This window comes from Microbacterium sp. Y356 (assembly GCF_059445355.1).
In genome coordinates, this window is the sequence record NZ_JCAIUE010000001.1 from 831,821 (window position 1) to 849,604 (window position 17,784).

The window sequence follows — 17,784 nt, forward strand, 5'->3', positions numbered from 1 at the left end:
TCGCGACGGATTCTCAGTTGGATCGGCTTGCGTGCAGCGTTGTGATCAGCGTCGTCGATGCTCGGGAAGCCCCAGCAGCCGTGGCAGGTCGGACATGTCGTCGAACACCGTCGTGTCCTCCCCTCGCAGCCATTCAGCGGGAGTGAGTCCACCGGCAAAGCCAAATGCGTGCATTCCGGCTGCGCGTGCGGCGGCGACACCGAACCGGCTGTCTTCGATGACGACGCACCGCGAAGGCGGCACGCCCATGCGCGAGGCTGCGTGCAGGAACAGGTCGGGGGCAGGCTTCCCTTCAGTGACTTCTGTCGCACTGAAGATCCGTCCTTCGAAGCGTGCGTGAAGCCCCGTGATCCCGAGAGTTCGACGGATCTTTTCATGTGGTCCGCTGGACGCGACGCACATCGACCACGGGATTCGTTCGATCGCTTCCTCTACGCCGGGTACAGCGACGAGTTCACGCTCGAAGGCGTCCTCGTACCAGGGAAGATACGGCTCTTCCCAGTCGTCGGGTAGCGCGCGTCCCAGGTGCAATTCCAGCTCGGCACGGAAGTGGGCGGACGATCTGCCGACGAATCGGTGCACGATTTGCTCGTGGGTGAGGTGCCATCCGAACTCCGCCAGCAGCCGGCGGTCGACCTCCACAGACAGAATCTCGCTGTCGACGAGAACACCGTCGCAGTCGAAGATCACCAATTCGATTGAGTCAGGGAGCATCGCCGTTACCAGCCCGGCATGGTCGTTGTCGTGTCGAGTTCGTCTTCTGCAAGGGCGATCATGCTCCACACGGTGTCATCGTCGGCTGTGAACTCGTAAGTGGGCGCAAGGTACTGCCCACCGTTCGCGCCGTGGAGCAGCGCAAGGCCCAGCCGGGCCGAGACGACCTCGTGTTCGGCGATCTGCCAGGGAACGGCGGAGCCGGCGTTGGGAACTTTGGCCGGAGCGGTGGGCGGCGAGTATTCAGCGGGTGCGCTCTGGTCTGGCCACGAGACGAGTCGCGGCGAGAATGCAGAGTCATTGAGGCGCGCCGCCGCTTCGGCGGGGCTCACAATCGGGTATTCACCGAGCGAGACCACCTCACCAATCGGACCGGATGCGTACCTGAGTCCTTGCGCAGAGACCTCGATGTACGCCGCGAGCTCGGTCACATTGCTCTCCACGACCATGGCTGCCGTCGCCATGACGGTTCGTCCTGACTCATCCGGCGTCACGGTGATCTGAACGGCATCCTCATCCAGGCCGATCGCGGCGAGGAAAAGAGAGACGGATTCGTCCACCAACTCATCGGATGGCAGAGGCGTGTCGGCCATGCACCGGCTCATCTCTTGGTCGAAGGCCCGAGTGTCCTCCTCGCTGAGCTGTCCGGCGCCATACACTGCGATCGCCGCCTTTTGGCAGACGTCCGCGGGATAGGGACTGCCGTCGCCGAAGCTCACTGTCCCCCACAGCGACAGCTCAAAGTAGGCGCCGGAGTAATCCCCGACGATCCACCCCTGGTCGAACTCGCTTTCGCGCACAACGCCCGCGACGCCGAGCACACTCGCCATTCGCGCAGTATCCTCCGCCGAGTACTGCGCACCTGCGTCAACGGCAAAAGCCCTCGCCTGCGACGGAGACGAGTCAAAGGCAGGCACGATGAAGCGGTGACGGTTGAGATTGCCCCACCAGGCGAAAGTATCTTCGTTCACCGAGTAGCCTTGCGCTCCGCCCTCCATTTCAGCGCCGCCCATTCCCGACGAGTTGCCTGAGTCGTCACCGAGTTCGATAGCTGCTGCCGGATCATCCGGCGTCCCGGTCTCCACCGCCAGCAGTACCGGCGCCGGACCGAGGTGGATCCCTCCCGTACCCCAGACGTAACCGCCACCGATCGCAGCGACGGCCACCCCCGCAGCAGCGATGGGCATGAGCCATCGGCGTCGGTGCCGGACCGGGACTGTGCGGTCGGCAGCAGGTATGCCAGCGACCCGAGCACGCAGCCCAGCCGGGGCTACGGCGTCCACGGCCGGATCCGCGGCCTGTACCGCACGAATGTCATCGTCGGCATGTGGTTCGTTCATGGTCCGCCTCGTCTCCTCGCAGCATCCGTCTCACTTGGTCAATGTCAGAGCGAGCCGCGATCTTGCATCAACGGCGTCCACAGCTCTCGCAACCGGCCACGAGCCCGCGAAAGAGCAGCCTGTGCGCCGGAGCGAGAGATCCCGAGCGCCTCGGCAAGCTCGGCGCCCGTCAGACCCTCCCACGCGTGCAGGAGCAAGATGTCACGGTCACGCTCCGACAACCCGGTAAGAGCACGCACGAGCTCGTCACGCTCAGCGATCCGCTGCGCATGGTCGCCATCGATCGGGGCATCCGTGAGGTGAAGCGGAACAACGTGTGCCCGGCGCCGATGGTTAGCGAGCACAAAAGCCGCCGTGCGATACAGCCAGGGCAAGATCCACTCAGCGGGAACATCATCGCGTCGACGCCACGCGATCTCGAACACCTCGGCGGTCAGATCGTCGGCATCCTGCCTGACTGCACGCCTCAGAAAGTAGCGATAGACCGAATCAAGGTGAGACGCGACCTCCGACGTGAACCATGCCTCAACGTCATCAGGTCGATGGCCCATGACACTCCTCACGGCGGGGCCGACGGCTCCGCTCACAAGGGATATGTCGGGTGTGAGCCGATTCTTGCAGAACGGTGCTGAGGACGGGGCCCGGCAGACCAACGCGAAGCTTCTGTCTATGCTGTCCCCGTGACTCAATCCCTCGATGACGGACCGTTCTTCCACGGCACGAAAGCAGACCTCCTAAACGGCGAGCTCCTCACTGCCGGTTTCAGATCGAACTATCGTCCCGAAGTCGTGATGAATCACATCTATTTCACCGCTCTTCCGAATGGGGCAGGTCTCGCTGCGGAGCTCGCGGCCGGAGACGGTGCGCCGCGCGTATACGTCGTCGAGCCGACCGGAGATTTCGAGAACGACCCGAACGTTACCGACAAGAAGTTCCCCGGCAACCCCACGCGCTCCTACCGCAGCAGGACCCCGCTCCGGGTGATCGGCGAAGTCACGGAGTGGACCCGTCAGGCGCCGGAGGCTCTGCAGGTGTGGAAGGAACGTATTAGTGCGCTCCAGTCGGACGAACGGGGCGAGATCATCAACTGATGATGTTCAATCATCAGGGCCGCCCATCCATCGCCCCGGGAGCGAAGCCGCTGGGCGGGATCAACTTTTAGAGGTCGAGGTCGAAATCCAGGGCGCGAGCCCTGCCCGCGCTTCGTAGAACGTTAGCGCTGCCGCATCGGGAAGTCGGAGATCGTCTGCCAGCCCCCACGCGACTGCTGCTCCATGACGGAGAGCGAGCGAACCGGGACTCGCAACGGGAGAGAGTCCGACAAGGCGCCTCCAATCTCCTCCCGCAGCCTCTCCGTCTCATTGCCGGGTAGGGCCCGAGCAATCGTGAGATGAGGAACAGGGTCAAGGATCGTGCCGCCGTACGGCGGCACGTCCGGGAACGCACGCTCAATTCGGTGCGCCAGCCCACGCAAAAATTGCTGAGGTTCCGGCCATAGATGCACCACACCGTCGAACGACCTGACGCTTGTGAAGACGATCTCTGTCGTGTCACTAGACGCCGCGATCTCCCGCACGATCTGCAGTTTGACGTCGGTGACAACGTCGACCCACGGATAGAGCAAAGTGATGTGCGGCGGCACACCACCCGGGTGCGTGCCTCGCCACCACTCGCCGAGAACTTCGGCGAGTGTCGGGAAGTGCAAATCAATGGAGCTAGGCAGTGTCTGACAATTGGATCGGCAGCGCACTGAGAGTCTGTAAGGGTGTCGCGGTTTCAGGTGCTGTCGGATGCTCAGTGGTTGTTGATCGAGGACATGCTGCCACGACCGACGGGACGCAAGGGTCGCCCGTTCGCTGACGCTCGGGTCATGGTCGAGGCGATCGTCTACCGGTACCGGTGTGGGATCGCGTGGCGGGATCTGCCCGAGGTATTCGGGCCGTGGCAGACGGCGTGGACGTGGCATCACCGGATGGCGGTGGAGGGGACTTGGGACAAGGTGCTCGCCAAGCTCACCGCTGCCGCTGATGAGGCCGGTCTGGTGGACTGGTCGCTGTCGGCGGACTCCACGATCGCTCGCGCGCATCAGCACGCGACGAACACCAAGCGCCTCACAGGGGGCTGGATCGAATTACACGAATCCAGCCGTCGAGCCGCGTGATCACGCGGTCGGCCGCTCCCGCGGCGGATTGTCGACGAAGATCCACCAGCTCGTCGATGGCAGCGGCCTCCCGCTGGTCGCGCTGCTGACGCCTGGGCAAGCCGGCGATTCGCCAATGTTCCTGCCGTTGATGGCGCATCTGCGCGTCGCGCAACCGGTCGGCCGGCCACGCACCCGCCCGGACGCGGTACGCGGAGACAAGGCGTATTCTTCCCGCGCGATCCGCGGGCATCTGCGCTCGCGCGGGATCAAGGCCGTGATCCCCGAGCCTGACGATCAGAAGGGACACCGCAAGCGGCGCGGATCACGCGGCGGCAGACCCGTCGGCCTCGACGCCGCAGATTACAAGAACCGCAACGTCATCGAGCGCCGCTACTGCCACGTCAAGCAATGGCGAGGGCTGGCAACCAGATACGACAAGCGCGCGATCGTCTACCGCGCCGCCGTGGTCCTCAACGCGGTAATCGCTTGGACTCGGCGGCTGTCCCAGTCATCCTAAGCGGTCGACTTTTTCTGCGCGGCGACCGCAGCGCCGATGAGCCCGCCCGCAGACGCCAACAGCAGGATGGCTCCGACGATCATCACGATCTCAACCGGCATCGGCAGTTCCATTGCCGCCGACAAGCCGCACAGAAGTACGGCGAGACCAGCTATACAGGCGGCAAGAGCACCGAACGCTTTTGTGTTCATTCCCAAACTCTACCGAACGACCGTGCCCCGGCAATTGTCAGACATGCCCTAGGCACGAGATGCACAATAGCAACGAGACGCCGCGGCAGGTTGCTAGTCGAGTTCAAGTTCCACGACCGCTCTCAGTATTGTCAGAAGCATGAACGGAGAGCGCAGACGCGGCGGCCGCGTGGTGTTCTGGGACTTCGACGGCACACTCGCGCAACGGAATGGCTTGTTCGCCGGCGCGTTACGGGACGCCCTGGACATCGTCGCGCCCGCACACGGCATAGCCCAGGAAGCGTTTCGGCTGGGCTTGAGGTCTCGCTTCCCCTGGCACTCCCCCGACGTCATTACCGAACCGTTGTCCGCATCGCAATGGTGGGCACGACTGCATCCGGTCTTCGTCGGCGCGTACGTCGGCGCTGGCGTGGCGCTCGACGTCGCGAACAGCGCAGCAGACCTCGTCGGAAGAGAGTTCTACCGAACGGATGCCTGGACGCTGGTCGATGGTGCATGCCAGGCGCTCACGACAGTGAGTGACGCCGGGTATGAGAACGTGATTCTCAGCAACCACGGCCCGGAGCTCCCGCTACTCGTGGAGCAGCTCGGGCTGGAGCCGCTGGTGACCCGCACGATCACCAGCGCGGCAGTAGGTATAGAGAAACCGAACCCGGCGATGTTCGCGCACGCGCTCGAGGCCTCCCATGCCGGTGCCGACGTGTGGATGGTCGGCGACAACCCGATCGCCGATGTTCAGGGGGCCGAGCAGGTCGGGATCCGTGCGATCCTCGCAGACGGCGTCTATCCGGATTCGCGCGGCGTCACCGTGCGTGAAGCAGCGCGGCTGATCGTGATGCTCTCTGAATTGCTGCCCTAGAACAGTTCAGCGCCCTGGCCGCGATACAGGGCTTCGAATGGCATCCCGAACCACAGCGCCGAGCGCCGCCATGGATGCTGCCGGATCCATGTTCGCGGCTGCGGAACGAGCCTCGGCCGCCAGCAGAGCGCGGCGATCCCGGTCGCCAATCACCTCGAGCATCGCAGAGGCCAGGGCATCGACATCACCGTCGGACACGAGAATGCCTCCGCCGTGGACAAGCGTGTCCCCCGGCCCGTACGGCATGTCGTAGGAGATCACAGGAACGCCGTGTCCGAGCGCCTCGAGCACAACGAGCCCCTGCCCCTCATTGGCGCTCGTGAGCACGAATGCATCCGCTTCCCGCCACGCATCCTCAAGATCAGGTACGTGCCCGTGGAGGACGACGTCCTCGGAGACTCCGAGCTCAGCGCTCAGCTGCTCCAGCTCATCGAGCAGGCCTCCCCCGCCATACACATGCAGCTGCGCAAAAGGAACGACCTGACGGACGCGCGCAAATGCGCGGATCGCATGATCGACCCGCTTACGAGGAATGAGCGAGCACATCATCGCCAGGCGACCAGGCACCGGATCGTTCGGACCGGTGGCCGGCACCGGATGCGGCACCACCGCAGAGCGGATGCCAGGACCGACCCGGCGCTCCACATCCGCCTGCTGAGAGGGAGTCAGCCAGAGCACGCCGTCGAATCGATCGGCGATATCAAGCCACCGCGTCCATGCGGCATCCATCGGTGAATCCCAGTAATACGGCGCCTGCACGTGGCAGGCGTGCGTGGCATGCAGCAGAAGCATGGCGGGGTCCAGCAACGGGGCTGCGTCGGCGACGAGCAGCTCACCGACCTGGCGCGCTTCGCAGATCACGACCGGAGCATCGTCTGACGACGCGCCGATCGCGTTCACCCAAGCCCGGTAGAGCGCCCCGAAACCGGCCAACCGGCCGATGGGACCGTCGACGCCCCACACGATGACCGGCGCTTCACTCAAATGCCAGTTCGGGTCGCCTGCAATGACCGGGAGCTCCAGCACCGTGCGGCCCGCCGCGTCTGAAATGACGCGTCTTTCGCCGGTGTCTGTCGCGTCGCCCGCACCCCCGAACGGAACCGCGGCGGCACGCAGCCACGCAGCATCCGCTCTGGCATCGTCGAAGAGATTGCGCAGTTCCACGCCATCCGGCAGCAGCCCACGGCGGCGCCATTCGGCACGGTGTGCGTCGTGATCCTCGGTAGTTCCTGGGTCTACCGTGAGCACGCGAACTCGTGCACCGGCCGCAGCCATATCCCGTGCGCGACGAAGCACCGCGATGGTGAAGCCACCGTCGAGATCGGGGATGAGTCGGCTGGCGAGCACGAGGTACTCAGCATCCGGCAGCACGGAACCCACGCTGGTTCCGCTCACTCCGCTACTCCCACTCGCCCGCTGGCGCGGTCGAGCGCCACGCTGTGCCCATGGTCGAGTGGTCGCGACTTCGTCACTCCCACTCGATGGTCCCCGGCGGCTTGGACGTGACGTCCAGCACCACTCGGTTCACGTCGCGCACTGAGTTGGTGATGCGGTTGGAGATCTTTGACAGCACGTCGTAAGGCAGACGAGTCCAGTCGGCCGTCATGGCATCCTCACTGGATACCGGGCGCAGCACGATCGGGTGGCCGTAGGTACGACCGTCACCCTGCACGCCCACGGAGCGCACATCGGCGAGCAGCACCACAGGGCACTGCCAGATCTCGTTGTCGAGCCCCGCCTTGGTCAGCTCTTCGCGGGCGATGGCGTCGGCCTCACGCAGAATCTCGAGACGGTCAGCGGTGACCTCACCCACGATGCGGATGCCGAGGCCTGGCCCCGGAAACGGCTGCCGTCCGACGATCGCTTCGGGAAGACCCAAGTCACGACCGATCTGACGCACCTCATCCTTGAAGAGGGTGCGCAGCGGCTCGATGAGCTCGAAGTCGAGGTCTTCGGGAAGACCGCCGACGTTGTGATGCGACTTGATGTTCGCCGTCCCCGTGCCCCCACCGGACTCGACGACGTCGGGGTAAAGAGTGCCCTGCACGAGGAACTTGACCGGCTCGCCGGAAGCCTTCGCCTCAGCGACGAGATCGAGCTGCACCTTCTCGAACGCGCGAATGAACTCGCGTCCGATGATCTTGCGCTTCTGCTCTGGATCGCTGACGCCCTTGAGGTGGCCGAGGAACGTGTCCGCGGCATCCACCGTAATCAGGCGCACACCCGTGGAAGCCACGTAGTCGTTCTCGACCTGCTCGCGCTCGCCCTTGCGGAGGAGCCCGTGGTCGACGAACACGGCGGTGAGCTGGTCACCGATCGCTTTGTGCACAAGAGCCGTCGAAACAGCCGAATCGACACCGCCGGACAGCGCCGAGATCACGCGAGCCGAGCCGACCTGCTCGCGAATGCGGGCGATCTGCTCTTCGATGACGTTGCCGCTGTTCCAGTCTGCGGCAAGGCCTGCAGCCTTGTGCAGGAAGTTCTCGATGACGGCTTGACCGTGGTCGGAGTGCTTGACCTCGGGGTGCCACTGGACACCGTAGAAGCACTTCTCCGCACTGCCGAACGCAGCAACAGGTGTGTCGGCAGTGGATGCGAGAACCTCGAAGCCCTCGGGTGCCTTGGCGACCTGGTCGCCGTGGCTCATCCACACGTTCTGGGTGTTCGGCAGCCCGCCGAGCAGCACGCCGCCGTCGCCGGTGAGCGCAGCATCCGTCGCGCCGTACTCGCGGAGGCCAGTGTTCGCGACCTCACCGCCCAGTGCGCGCGCCATGACCTGGAAGCCGTAGCAAATGCCGAGAGTCGGGATGCCGAGATCGAAGATCGCGTTGTCGAGCGAGGGCGCGCCCTCTTCGTAGACCGATGACGGTCCACCGGAGAGGATGAGTGCGACCGGGTTCTTCTCGCTGATCTCTGCGGCGCTGACCGTGTGCGGCACGACCTCGCTGTACACGCCGGCTTCGCGCACGCGGCGCGCGATGAGTTGTGCGTACTGGGCGCCGAAGTCGACGACAAGGACGGGACGCTGTGCGGTGTCGGCGCTCATCGCGCTGCCTCCTGGTTTTCTGCAGATGCGGCTTCTGCAGCGATCGCTGCTTCGCGGGATACGAGGTAGGTCTTGACCTCGCGAGAGACCTTGATCTCCATGATGAAGGAGAGTGCCGGGATGACGCCACCGAGCGCGAGAGTGATGAAGCGGCTGAACGGCCAGCGCATCAGGCTCCACAGGCGGAAGACGGCGAACAGGTAGAGAACATAGAACCAACCGTGCGCGACGAGGATCAGTAGCGACAGGTTCGTGCCGTCGCCCACAGAGATGAGCTCGCAGCCCATGCCGCCGGGGACGAAGAGCGAATACCACTGGCATCCGTCCGCCACGATGACGTCAGCGAACCAGAGCAAGCCACCCGATCCGCCGGCGAAGAGCTCGACGTGGATGGGGCTGTACTTCAGGATCATCTCGGCCAGCAGCAGAAGCAGCATGACACCGGTGATGATCGACGCGACCTGGTAGAACTTCAGCGCCCCGCGGATCTTCGGGAAGGAGGCAGCTTTCGGTTCAGGCATGATGTCCATTCTACCCGGGGCCTGCAGTGGCCTCGGTCACGCGGATGGCGAAGGTCTGGTCACGGCAGCCTCCCCATTATGTAAAGCGCTCGAATCTTTTTCACGGTTAATTCTGTCGCCTACTTGTTGGAATAAATCTTCCCGTCTAGATTTGCCTGCATGACCACGACGCCCTACGGGCAGCAGACGCATTTCGCCCGCATCCTGCAGGTGCTCGGGGCGTCCGGCGCAATGAGCCGCGCCGAGATCGCGAAGCGCGTCGGCATCTCCCGCACAACGCTCTCCGAGCTCACCTCCGCGCTGCTTGAGCGGGGTGCAATCGTCGTGGCCGAAACCGACGCATCCCGACGCACTGGCCGTGGCCGGCCCGCCGAGATGCTTGCGCTCGATCCAGCCGCCGGGCAGTTCATGGGTATCGACTTCGGTCGAACCCGTGGCCAGATCGTCGTCGCGGATGCCGCGCACGAGATCATCGCCTCTGACGGAGTCGAATACTCGCTGCAGACCTCCTGGCCGGATCGAGTCGCGGCATCCATGGCGCTGATCGATCGCATGGCAGCGAATCGCGGCATCCATTTCAACGCACTGCGGGGCATCGGAATCGGGTTCCCCGGACCACTGAGTCCTGCCACTCCGCGCCGCGGCCACGCAGGCGCGGGCGCAGGCGCTGATGACGGGGCCGCCGCCGTGCGTGACGCCTTCGTCGCGCGCTTCGGCAGCACCGTCGTGATAGACAACAACACCCGCTTCGCCGCTCTCGCGGAAGCGAGCTGGGGTCGCGCCGAGCACACCGAGCACCTGCTGTACCTGCGCTTGGCAGGCGGCGTCGGCGGCGGCCTCGTGGTCGGCGGTCACCTGGTCACCGGCTCCTCCGGCTTCGCCGGCGAACTCGGGCACATCCCGGTGGTCGGCCGCAGCGCACTCTGCCACTGCGGCAAGCGCGGATGCCTCGAGACCGTCGCATCCATCCCCGCCGTGTTGGAGCGATGCCAGGATGCCGGAGTGCACACCGTCGACGATCTGCGCGCGGCGGTGGCGGCATCCGATCCGATCGTCGCGGATGCACTGCGCGAAGCGGCCACCGCGATCGGTGAGGTACTCGGCACCGTCGCTGTGACGCTGAACCCCGCGGAAATCGTCATCGCCGGAGACCTCATCGACGCCGCCCCCGAACTGCTCCGCCATATCAGTCGCGTCATCGGCTATCAGCTGCTGCCGATGCTCGACGAGCCTCCGGCGATCCGCGCGTCACAGCTCGGCGAAGAGGCTGGAGCCCTCGGCGCACTCGTTGCCGTGCTCCGTCACTCTCCCCTGCTGGCCGACTACCCGACCTCTGTGCCGACGAGAGCGGTGCAGGGATGATGTCGCGCACGCTGCCCGCTCCTATCGTCGGCCCCGTCGCTGGGCGCGAGTCGCGCTACGCGTGGCGTGGACTCATGGTTGACTCCGCCCGAACTCGACTGTCTGTTCCGACGATCAAAAAGGTCATCGATCTCGCCGCGCGCTACGGCTTCAACCGCCTGCACTGGCATCTCACCGATGATCAGGGCTGGCGCTTCGAGGTGCCAGGCTACCCGCGTCTCACCGAGGTCGCCGCCCAGCTCCCGCGCGGTCAGTTCGACGAATACAAGTCCCTCCTCGGCGACACTCGCGAGCGTGCGATGGCCGAGGCCGCGCAGAAGTGGACGAACGGCTACTACTCCGACGCGGACATCGCGGAGGTCGTCACCCATGCCGCGCGGCACAGAATCGTGGTCGTCCCCGAGGTCGATGTGCCTGGCCATATGGCGGCTGCGATTGCGGCGTACCCTGAGCTCGGTCGCCCCGCTGGTCTTCCGCTCCCCGCGGGATCGATGCGTGAGCACATGTACTGGCCGGCCCGCAACGATCTGCTCTGGCCGACGGATGCCGCAGCCGATTTCGTCGCCGCGGTCATGCGCCGGATCGCAGAGCTATTTCCCGGACCGTACGTGCATACCGGCGGCGACGAGTGCGCGTATCAGCAGTGGGCATCCGATCCGCAGATCGATGACTGGCTGGCGCTCCGCGGCGTGACAGAAGTCAAGGATCTGCAGACCTGGTTCATGGATGCCGCGTCGCGCGTGCTCAAGGAGAGCGGCAAGTCAGTCGCTGGCTGGGATGAGGCCTGCGAGGTCTCCGATGACGAAGATCTGCTCGTCATCGCGTGGGCAGAGCAGCCCGGCATGGAACGTGTGAGCCGCGCGAGGCAGCAGTACGTCTTCGCCGACGCGCGCACCCTTTATCTGAACCGCATCGACCCCGACGCTGCGGCCCCGCAGAAGGGGATGACGCCGGGCATCTCGGTTGACGACATCCTCACCGCACCCTGGATCGAGGCGCAGCACGAGCGCTGCGTCGGCATCCAGGCGTGCGTCTGGTCGGAGTTCGTACTCGACGGCGACGATTTGTTGTCGATGTTGTTTCCGCGGCTACTCGCGGTCGCCGAGCGCATATGGAATCCCGCCGTCGATCCTGCTGACGCCCGCGCGCGCATCTCGCGCGAATACGAAACGCTGCGGACCGCCGACACACTGACCCTCCTGGAAGGAACCGCATGACCACGGGCCCGAAACGTCCCAACATCGCTCTGATCCTCACCGACGATCACGCCTCACACGCGATCAGTGCATATGGCTCCGCGGTGAACACCACCCCACGCATCGATGAGATCGCCGATGCGGGCGTGCGTTTGGACAACTGCTTCTGCACGAACGCTCTCTGCACGCCGAGCCGCGCATCGATCCTCACCGGGACGTACAGCCACATCAACGGCGTGACCACGCTGGAGACGCCCATCGATGCCGCACAGCCCACGTTCGTGTCGCAGTTGCGCGAGGCCAGCTATCGCACCGCGATCATCGGCAAGTGGCACATGGGCGAGGGCGAAGGCCACGACCCGCAGGGCTTCGATCACTGGGCCGTGCTGCGCGATCAGGGCGAGTACTTCGACCCGCAGATCCTCACCGAGAACGGCGTCGAGATCGCCGAGGGCTACGCCACCGACGTGATCACCGACCTCGCGCTGAAGTGGCTGGATTCCCTCGATGGCGACGAGCCATGGTGCTTGCTCATCCACCACAAGGCCCCGCACCGACCTTGGATTCCCGATGAAGCGCACGCCGGAATGTACGCCGACGTCCAGCTCGCCGTACCTGCGACCTTCAACGACGACTACAGCACGCGGTCCTCGGCCGCGCACCGGGCCGCCATGCGCATCGCCGATCACCTCACACTCACCGACCTCAAGATCGCTCCCCCGGAGGGACTGACCTACGAAGAGGCCGCGCTGTGGAAGTACCAGCGCTACATGGAGGACTACCTCGCCTGCGTCGCCTCTGTCGACGACAACGTGGGTCGCGTGATCGACTGGCTGCGCGAGAAGGATCAGTTCGACGACACCCTGCTGATGTACACGTCAGATCAGGGCTTCTTCCTCGGCGACCACGGCTGGTTCGACAAGCGGTTCATGTACGACGAGTCGCTGCGGATGCCTCTCGTACTCAGCTGCCCGTCCCGCGTGCCGGCGCGCAGCGAACCGCTCACTCAAATCGTCACGAACGTGGACTTCGCCCAGACGATCCTCGAGTTCGCCGGCGTCGAACCGCACGAGCGGATGCAGGGTATGAGCATCGTTCCGCAGCTGACCGCAGAGCCGGATCGCCCCACTCGCGAGGCCATGTACTACCGCTACTTCGAGAACGACGACATCAATCACCACGCGTTCGCGCACTACGGCATCCGCAGTGATCATCACAAGCTGATCTACTTCTACAACGACGGCATGGGTATTCCAGGGTCCTCACCGCACGCGTATCCCCCGGAATGGGAGATGTACGACCTGCAGGCAGACCCGGAGGAGCTCAATAACGTCTACCTCGACCCTCGCTACGCCGAGTTGCGGGAGGAACTGAAGGCGAAGCTGTGGATGCTGCAGGCCGAGCTGGGCGACCACCCACACCCCTCGCAGCCGAAACCGAGCCTGCTCGCCGGTTGAGCTCGCTCGGCCACGCGGGCCGAGGTGGCGCAGATGGTCGCCTCGCGAGCAGGATTGCGGCAATCTGCGACACCTCCCGTTCGGCCACGCGGGCCGAGGTGGCGCAGATGGTCGCCTCGCGAGCACGATTGCGGCAATCTGCGACACCTCCCGACGGGCGCGGGTGCGCACACGTCGCGCGAGCTCAGCTGCGCTTACTCCTCCGCGTCCTTGTCGACCGGACGCCGGCGACGGAACACCAGGAATCCGACACCGAGCAGCAGCAGGATCACCGCCACGACGATGTACGGGGTGGAATCTGCACCTGTCGTCGGCAGTATTCCCCCGCCGCCGGTCGCCGCAGTGACGGTGAGCGTCGCGGTGGCTTCAGCGCCGTTCGGCTGAATCGCTGCGAGAGTGTGTTCGCCTGCCGCGGTGTTCCTCGGCACGGTGACGGTGGTGCGGAAGGTTCCATCGTCTGCGACGGTCACGGTGCCGACCTGCACCGGCGTCGAGCGCAGCTCCAGCACCAGCTCGAGGCCGGCATCGAAGCCTTCGCCGCTGATCTCGACTGTGCCACCGGCCTGGGCCGACGTCGAGCCGAGCGTGATCGTGCCCGGAGCTGCAGGAGCATCAGCGAACACGATAGGCACCTGCACGCTCGTGCCAGAAGCGGCGGTCGCCACTGTGAGCATCTGCGCACCGAACACGTCCTCGGGAACCGTGAACGTCAGGCTGGCACGACCCGCTTCGTCGGTGGTGTCGACGATCGTGGAGTCGACGGTGCCAGTGGCGAGCACGACATCGCCCAGCGAAACTGTGGCGTCGCCCGGCTCTGCTTCTCCGCCGCTGAATGCCAGCGATGAGAGGTCGATCGTGACCTCTTCACCGGCGCTGAATCCGTCGGCATCCGTCGCGCTCACCGTCACACCGACCGCGCGCTGGGCGAGATCAGGTGTTGCCGCGGTGTTGGCGTCGAACCACTCCACCATCGAGGAGAGGTCGATCTTGCCGGTATCCGCTCTGTTCGTGCCTTCAGCCAGGGTGAAGAAGTTGTCTCCGCCCGTGGCGAGGAACGAGTTCGCGGCGACGCTGTAGCTCGCCGATTCGTCAATCGCCTCGCCGTTCAGCGTGATCGAAGTGATCCGCTCCCCTGCGGCCGCCGTCGGGTCATAGGTGTACAGCAGACCTTCTGAGAGTCCAAGCTTCAGGAATGGACGACTCGAACCGTCCGGCTGCCACTGCTCCTCCAGCACGCCCTTCAGCTGCGCACCCGTGAGGTCGAGCGTGACAAGAGTGTTGGCGAACGGCTGCACCGTCGCCGCTTCGCGGAACGTCACGTTGCCGTCGGCGTCGTTTCCTCCAGACGAGGCGTACGTCAGGTCTGCACGGATGCCGCCGGGATTCATCAACGCGATGTCTGCCCCGGTCGACCACTTGTGCACGTCGGCGACGAAGTTGCCGACGGTGGATTCACCGCCACGGTTCTCTGAACCGTCGGTCTGACGCGCCCTGTTGAAGTCGGCGGTGATCTCACCCACCGGCTCGGCTCCGAGCACGTCGGCCTCAGCTGTTGCCGCATCGACGATGTCTTGCACGCCTTGAACCGCGGGGTACAGCGCAACGCCATCGGCCGTGAGGGGCTTGATCTCGTTGGTGATCGAGATCAGCTCCTTCGACTTGGCATCGACCTGCAGGTTCATGAGCCCGAAGTTCTCTCCATACTGCCCTGCTGAGACGACGGGTCGTCCGTCAATGACGTGGTTGTACGCGAGGTGGGTGTGCGCCGAGACGATCGCGCTCACGCTGTCATCGACACCGGCGACGATCCTGCCGAGCGCCGACTCCGGCGTGATGCTGGCAATATCCGTAGACGTGGCGCCCTCGTGCACGAGCAGAATCAGCACATCTGCTTCACCGTTGGCGTCATCACCGTCGGTGAGGTTGGCTGCGACGGCGTTCACCGATTCAGCGATGTCACGAACCTCGAGCTCGGAGATTCCTTCCGGCGCGACAAGCGAGTCAAGCTCTTCGGTCACGGCGCCGATGAATCCAACCTTCACACCGTCGGTCTCGCTCACCCAGGCCGGAGCGAGGGCGGTCTCGCCGGTCTCGGTGAGGAACACGTTGGATGAGATGTACTCCCAGTCCGCGCGGTCCTGCACACGATCACGAAGGTCTTCCCAGCCCTGATCGAACTCGTGGTTGCCGGCCGCGCTCACATCGAGCCCCGCTGCATTCAACGCATCGATCGTCGGATTGTCGTCGTTGATGAATGAGGTGAAGGTGGATGCGCCGATGAGGTCACCGGCCGCGGCGAACACCGTGTTTGGGTTCGCGTCACGTACCGACTGCACGGCACCGGCGAGCACAGCAGCACCGGCCGAGGCACCATCGGCTTCGATGCGACCGTGGAAGTCGTTGATCGTGACGATGTCGATGCTCACCGGCGGAAGCTCGCTGGAGACACCGACGATCACCGGATCGTGGTCACTCGAGCGGAACGGCGTGCCGGACTCGGCAGCACCGAACTCGTAGCCGCGGTCACTCCACTCCGGAGAGTTGATGGTCCAGACCCCAGTGCCGGTCACCGACTCTGCCAGAGACGGCGAAGCGATCGCGTGGTCGAGCGATCCGAGCTCACCGTCGAAGGTGTAGGTGTATCCGGCTTCTGCCGCAGGCACGAGGTCGGTCCATCCGGCCTGTGAGAAGACATTGATCGGGTCTTCCTGCGCGTAAGCGTTGAAGTCGCCGAGCAGCAGGATGTTATCGCTGCCGCTGGTCTCCGCCAGTGTCTGGGTGAAACCGAGCAGCGACTGTGCCTGCGCGACGCGATCGTCGTTGAAGAAGCCTTGGCCGTCGGTCGGCTCGTCTCCACCGTCTTCCGGCGGGGACTTCGACTTGAAGTGATTGGCGACGACAGAGACGATCTTCCCGTCGATGTCGAAGGTCTGCGCGATGGGCTCACGCGCGTTGCCCCACGCGGCCTCGTCGATCACAGTGGCGCTGTCTCCGACCGGGGTGACGGCATCCGTCTTGTAGATGATCGCGTTGGTGATGACATCCGTCGTGGCGGTGTTGAGGAGTTCAGCCGGAGTCGGGACGTATGCCCACACGTCTGTACCAGCAGCCGCGTTGAGTCCGGCCACCAGGTCGGCCACGGCCGTGTCGGCCGGCTTGCCGAAGTGGATCGAATTCTCGATCTCCATGAGCGCGACGATGTCGGCGTCCAACCCGTTGATCGCGGTGACAATCTTGGACTTCTGGATTGCGAACTTTTCGGAGTTCGCCGCGCCACGAGCATCAGGGTTCTCGCTACCCAGCGTTGTGAAGTAGTTGAAGACGTTGAACGCTGCGATCTGCGCATCGCCGCCGACCTCTGGGGCCGTATCACTGCGCGAGTGCTCGGTCGTGAACGTCGCCTTGTACACCGCGTCGCTCTCGTCGTCGATCGCGATGATCGGCTGCAGCCGCCAGTCGTCGAAGCCGTACTGCAGCACGTAGCCGGTCTCGGCGAAAGCGACGAGGTCGCCGTTGCGCACGGTCGTGTCCTTGGTGAAATATGGCTGCTCGCCGGGGTGCGCGTTGCTGACGACCTGCGAATTCCAGCCGTCATCGAGCAGGATGCGCTCGGCACGATTCGCGCTTGCGATCGCGTTGGCATCGGCGCCTGGGCGCGTGGTCTCGGTGCTCTTGACGTTGAGCTCGCCTGGGTTCAGCCAGAGGGTGCCGAAGTTGTAGAGCTGGTGGCTGGATGCCAGCCGGTAGGTGCCGGTGGGCGCGACCAGCATGTTCTCGTAGGCCTCGCGGTCGGCACCGATGACCGAGTCCGGCAGCGGGGTGAGAGCCGGGGCACCGAATCCGGCGGTAACGACGGCGACGTTCTGCTCCGCCTCAAGCGAGATCTGCGTCTGTCCAAAGCTCTCGGCAACGATGCCGGTGACGGAGACGATGTCGCCGACCGCAAGCGACGGAGCGAAGTCGTTCAGATTGATGAAGATGCCGTCGGATGCTCCGGGCGTGGCATCCGTCTCGCCACCGCTGCCCGCGGTCTGGATCGAGATTCCCTTGTAACCGCCGACGCGGTAGTCGCCGGTGACGATGCCTTCGACAGTGACGGCCGCACCTACAAACGGCGATGACTCGCCGGTGCCCTGCACTGCGGCGATGCTCTGCGCATCCGCATACGCCGGGGCGGTAGCGAGCCCACCGAAGGCGAGTGCGGCAGCCGCGGTGGCGGCGAGTGTCGCAAGGCGTCGCCTGCGGGGTGAGTGGGACGATCCGATGGACTGTACTGCACCAGCAGGGACGGACATCATGCGGTAGTTCTCCTCGACGTCGACGGGAGGGACTTCGCACGCCATCGTGAGGCACACGAAGAGGAATCACCGCAGTCACACGTCAGCATGCGAAAGAGGCGCCCGGTTGTGAGCATATGACTACCCGCCGACATCCTCAA

Annotated in this window: 15 protein-coding genes; 6 read left to right on the forward strand and 9 right to left on the reverse strand. The window is 64.8% G+C overall.

The window, feature by feature from the left end:
* Positions 1–45 precede the first annotated feature (45 nt).
* From AC1C2Q_RS04025 to AC1C2Q_RS04035, 3 genes are read right to left on the reverse strand one after another with little or no spacing between them, the layout of a single operon-like run.
* Positions 46–714: an HAD family hydrolase gene (locus AC1C2Q_RS04025; RefSeq protein ID WP_495429759.1), complete on the reverse strand. Its 669-nt coding sequence runs from the start codon at positions 712–714 to the stop codon at positions 46–48.
* A gap of 5 nt (positions 715–719) precedes the next feature.
* Positions 720–2,054 (reverse strand): hypothetical protein, encoded by a 1,335-nt coding sequence (locus AC1C2Q_RS04030; protein ID WP_495449079.1) that lies wholly within the window; start codon positions 2,052–2,054, stop codon positions 720–722.
* A 44-nt stretch (positions 2,055–2,098) separates the two neighbouring features.
* Positions 2,099–2,605 (reverse strand): RNA polymerase sigma factor, encoded by a 507-nt coding sequence (locus AC1C2Q_RS04035; protein ID WP_495429761.1) that lies wholly within the window; start codon positions 2,603–2,605, stop codon positions 2,099–2,101.
* Between the two features lie 129 nt (positions 2,606–2,734).
* Here AC1C2Q_RS04035 and arr point away from each other — a divergent pair, with 129 nt between their 5' ends.
* Positions 2,735–3,145, forward strand: a complete 411-nt coding sequence (gene arr / locus AC1C2Q_RS04040; protein WP_495449080.1) for an NAD(+)--rifampin ADP-ribosyltransferase — start codon at positions 2,735–2,737, stop codon at positions 3,143–3,145.
* 122 nt (positions 3,146–3,267) lie between these two features.
* Here the strand turns inward: arr and AC1C2Q_RS04045 are convergent, their stop codons facing one another.
* Positions 3,268–3,759, reverse strand: a complete 492-nt coding sequence (locus AC1C2Q_RS04045) for a 2'-5' RNA ligase family protein (RefSeq protein ID WP_495449081.1) — start codon at positions 3,757–3,759, stop codon at positions 3,268–3,270.
* A gap of 60 nt (positions 3,760–3,819) precedes the next feature.
* Here AC1C2Q_RS04045 and AC1C2Q_RS04050 point away from each other — a divergent pair.
* Positions 3,820–4,714 (forward strand): IS5 family transposase gene (locus AC1C2Q_RS04050; RefSeq protein WP_495449082.1). Its coding sequence is split into 2 segments (ribosomal slippage): positions 3,820–4,170 and positions 4,172–4,714, totalling 894 coding nucleotides; the frame shifts between segments, so codons are not numbered across the junction.
* On the opposite strand, the gene AC1C2Q_RS04055 is transcribed toward AC1C2Q_RS04050, so the two are convergent.
* The gene (locus AC1C2Q_RS04055; RefSeq protein WP_495449083.1) at positions 4,711–4,905 is read right to left on the reverse strand and encodes a hypothetical protein; all 195 of its coding nucleotides are present in this window, start codon (positions 4,903–4,905) and stop codon (positions 4,711–4,713) included. The genes AC1C2Q_RS04050 and AC1C2Q_RS04055 overlap by 4 nt on opposite strands.
* Before the next feature lie 139 nt (positions 4,906–5,044).
* Between AC1C2Q_RS04055 and AC1C2Q_RS04060 the strand changes: the two genes are divergently transcribed.
* Positions 5,045–5,764: an HAD family hydrolase gene (locus tag AC1C2Q_RS04060; RefSeq protein ID WP_495449084.1), complete on the forward strand. Its 720-nt coding sequence runs from the start codon at positions 5,045–5,047 to the stop codon at positions 5,762–5,764.
* A gap of 6 nt (positions 5,765–5,770) precedes the next feature.
* Here AC1C2Q_RS04060 and AC1C2Q_RS04065 read toward each other — a convergent pair whose 3' ends face one another.
* The 3 genes from AC1C2Q_RS04065 to AC1C2Q_RS04075 all read right to left on the reverse strand — a co-directional run bounded on the left by AC1C2Q_RS04065 (position 5,771) and on the right by AC1C2Q_RS04075 (position 9,331).
* Positions 5,771–7,159, reverse strand: a complete 1,389-nt coding sequence (locus AC1C2Q_RS04065) for a glycosyltransferase (RefSeq protein WP_495449085.1) — start codon at positions 7,157–7,159, stop codon at positions 5,771–5,773.
* Between the two features lie 73 nt (positions 7,160–7,232).
* The gene (gene guaA, locus AC1C2Q_RS04070; protein ID WP_495429765.1) at positions 7,233–8,810 is read right to left on the reverse strand and encodes a glutamine-hydrolyzing GMP synthase; all 1,578 of its coding nucleotides are present in this window, start codon (positions 8,808–8,810) and stop codon (positions 7,233–7,235) included.
* The gene (locus tag AC1C2Q_RS04075) at positions 8,807–9,331 is read right to left on the reverse strand and encodes a DUF3817 domain-containing protein (protein ID WP_495429766.1); all 525 of its coding nucleotides are present in this window, start codon (positions 9,329–9,331) and stop codon (positions 8,807–8,809) included. The genes guaA and AC1C2Q_RS04075 overlap by 4 nt, the downstream gene beginning before the upstream one ends.
* A gap of 159 nt (positions 9,332–9,490) precedes the next feature.
* Between AC1C2Q_RS04075 and AC1C2Q_RS04080 the strand changes: the two genes are divergently transcribed.
* The 3 genes from AC1C2Q_RS04080 to AC1C2Q_RS04090 are packed head-to-tail and all read left to right on the forward strand — an operon-like array spanning position 9,491 to position 13,346.
* Positions 9,491–10,693, forward strand: coding sequence for an ROK family protein (locus tag AC1C2Q_RS04080; RefSeq protein WP_495449086.1), 1,203 nt, complete (start codon positions 9,491–9,493; stop codon positions 10,691–10,693).
* On the forward strand, positions 10,690–11,910 hold the full coding sequence (locus AC1C2Q_RS04085) for a family 20 glycosylhydrolase (protein WP_495449087.1): 1,221 nt from the start codon (positions 10,690–10,692) through the stop codon (positions 11,908–11,910). The genes AC1C2Q_RS04080 and AC1C2Q_RS04085 overlap by 4 nt, the downstream gene beginning before the upstream one ends.
* Complete coding sequence (locus tag AC1C2Q_RS04090; protein WP_495449088.1) at positions 11,907–13,346, forward strand: sulfatase family protein; 1,440 nt, start codon at positions 11,907–11,909, stop codon at positions 13,344–13,346. The genes AC1C2Q_RS04085 and AC1C2Q_RS04090 overlap by 4 nt, the downstream gene beginning before the upstream one ends.
* A 194-nt stretch (positions 13,347–13,540) precedes the next feature.
* On the opposite strand, the gene AC1C2Q_RS04095 is transcribed toward AC1C2Q_RS04090, so the two are convergent.
* Positions 13,541–17,644 carry an ExeM/NucH family extracellular endonuclease gene (locus AC1C2Q_RS04095; RefSeq protein WP_495449089.1) on the reverse strand — a complete coding sequence of 1,368 codons (4,104 nt, stop codon included), beginning with the start codon at positions 17,642–17,644 and terminating at the stop codon, positions 13,541–13,543.
* Positions 17,645–17,784: the final 140 nt, after the last annotated feature.

What these genes read in the sequence shown, in the direction of transcription:
- AC1C2Q_RS04090 (WP_495449088.1), top strand. Translation starts at nt 11,907, where the DNA reads ATGACCACGGGCCCGAAACGTCCCAACATCGCTCTGATCCTCACCGAC.
- AC1C2Q_RS04035 (WP_495429761.1), bottom strand. Translation starts at nt 2,605, where the DNA reads ATGGGCCATCGACCTGATGACGTTGAGGCATGGTTCACGTCGGAGGTC.
- guaA (WP_495429765.1), bottom strand. Translation starts at nt 8,810, where the DNA reads ATGAGCGCCGACACCGCACAGCGTCCCGTCCTTGTCGTCGACTTCGGC.
- AC1C2Q_RS04060 (WP_495449084.1), top strand. Translation starts at nt 5,045, where the DNA reads ATGAACGGAGAGCGCAGACGCGGCGGCCGCGTGGTGTTCTGGGACTTC.
- AC1C2Q_RS04080 (WP_495449086.1), top strand. Translation starts at nt 9,491, where the DNA reads ATGACCACGACGCCCTACGGGCAGCAGACGCATTTCGCCCGCATCCTG.
- AC1C2Q_RS04025 (WP_495429759.1), bottom strand. Translation starts at nt 714, where the DNA reads ATGCTCCCTGACTCAATCGAATTGGTGATCTTCGACTGCGACGGTGTT.
- AC1C2Q_RS04075 (WP_495429766.1), bottom strand. Translation starts at nt 9,331, where the DNA reads ATGCCTGAACCGAAAGCTGCCTCCTTCCCGAAGATCCGCGGGGCGCTG.
- AC1C2Q_RS04095 (WP_495449089.1), bottom strand. Translation starts at nt 17,644, where the DNA reads ATGATGTCCGTCCCTGCTGGTGCAGTACAGTCCATCGGATCGTCCCAC.
- AC1C2Q_RS04055 (WP_495449083.1), bottom strand. Translation starts at nt 4,905, where the DNA reads ATGAACACAAAAGCGTTCGGTGCTCTTGCCGCCTGTATAGCTGGTCTC.
- AC1C2Q_RS04030 (WP_495449079.1), bottom strand. Translation starts at nt 2,054, where the DNA reads ATGAACGAACCACATGCCGACGATGACATTCGTGCGGTACAGGCCGCG.
- AC1C2Q_RS04085 (WP_495449087.1), top strand. Translation starts at nt 10,690, where the DNA reads ATGATGTCGCGCACGCTGCCCGCTCCTATCGTCGGCCCCGTCGCTGGG.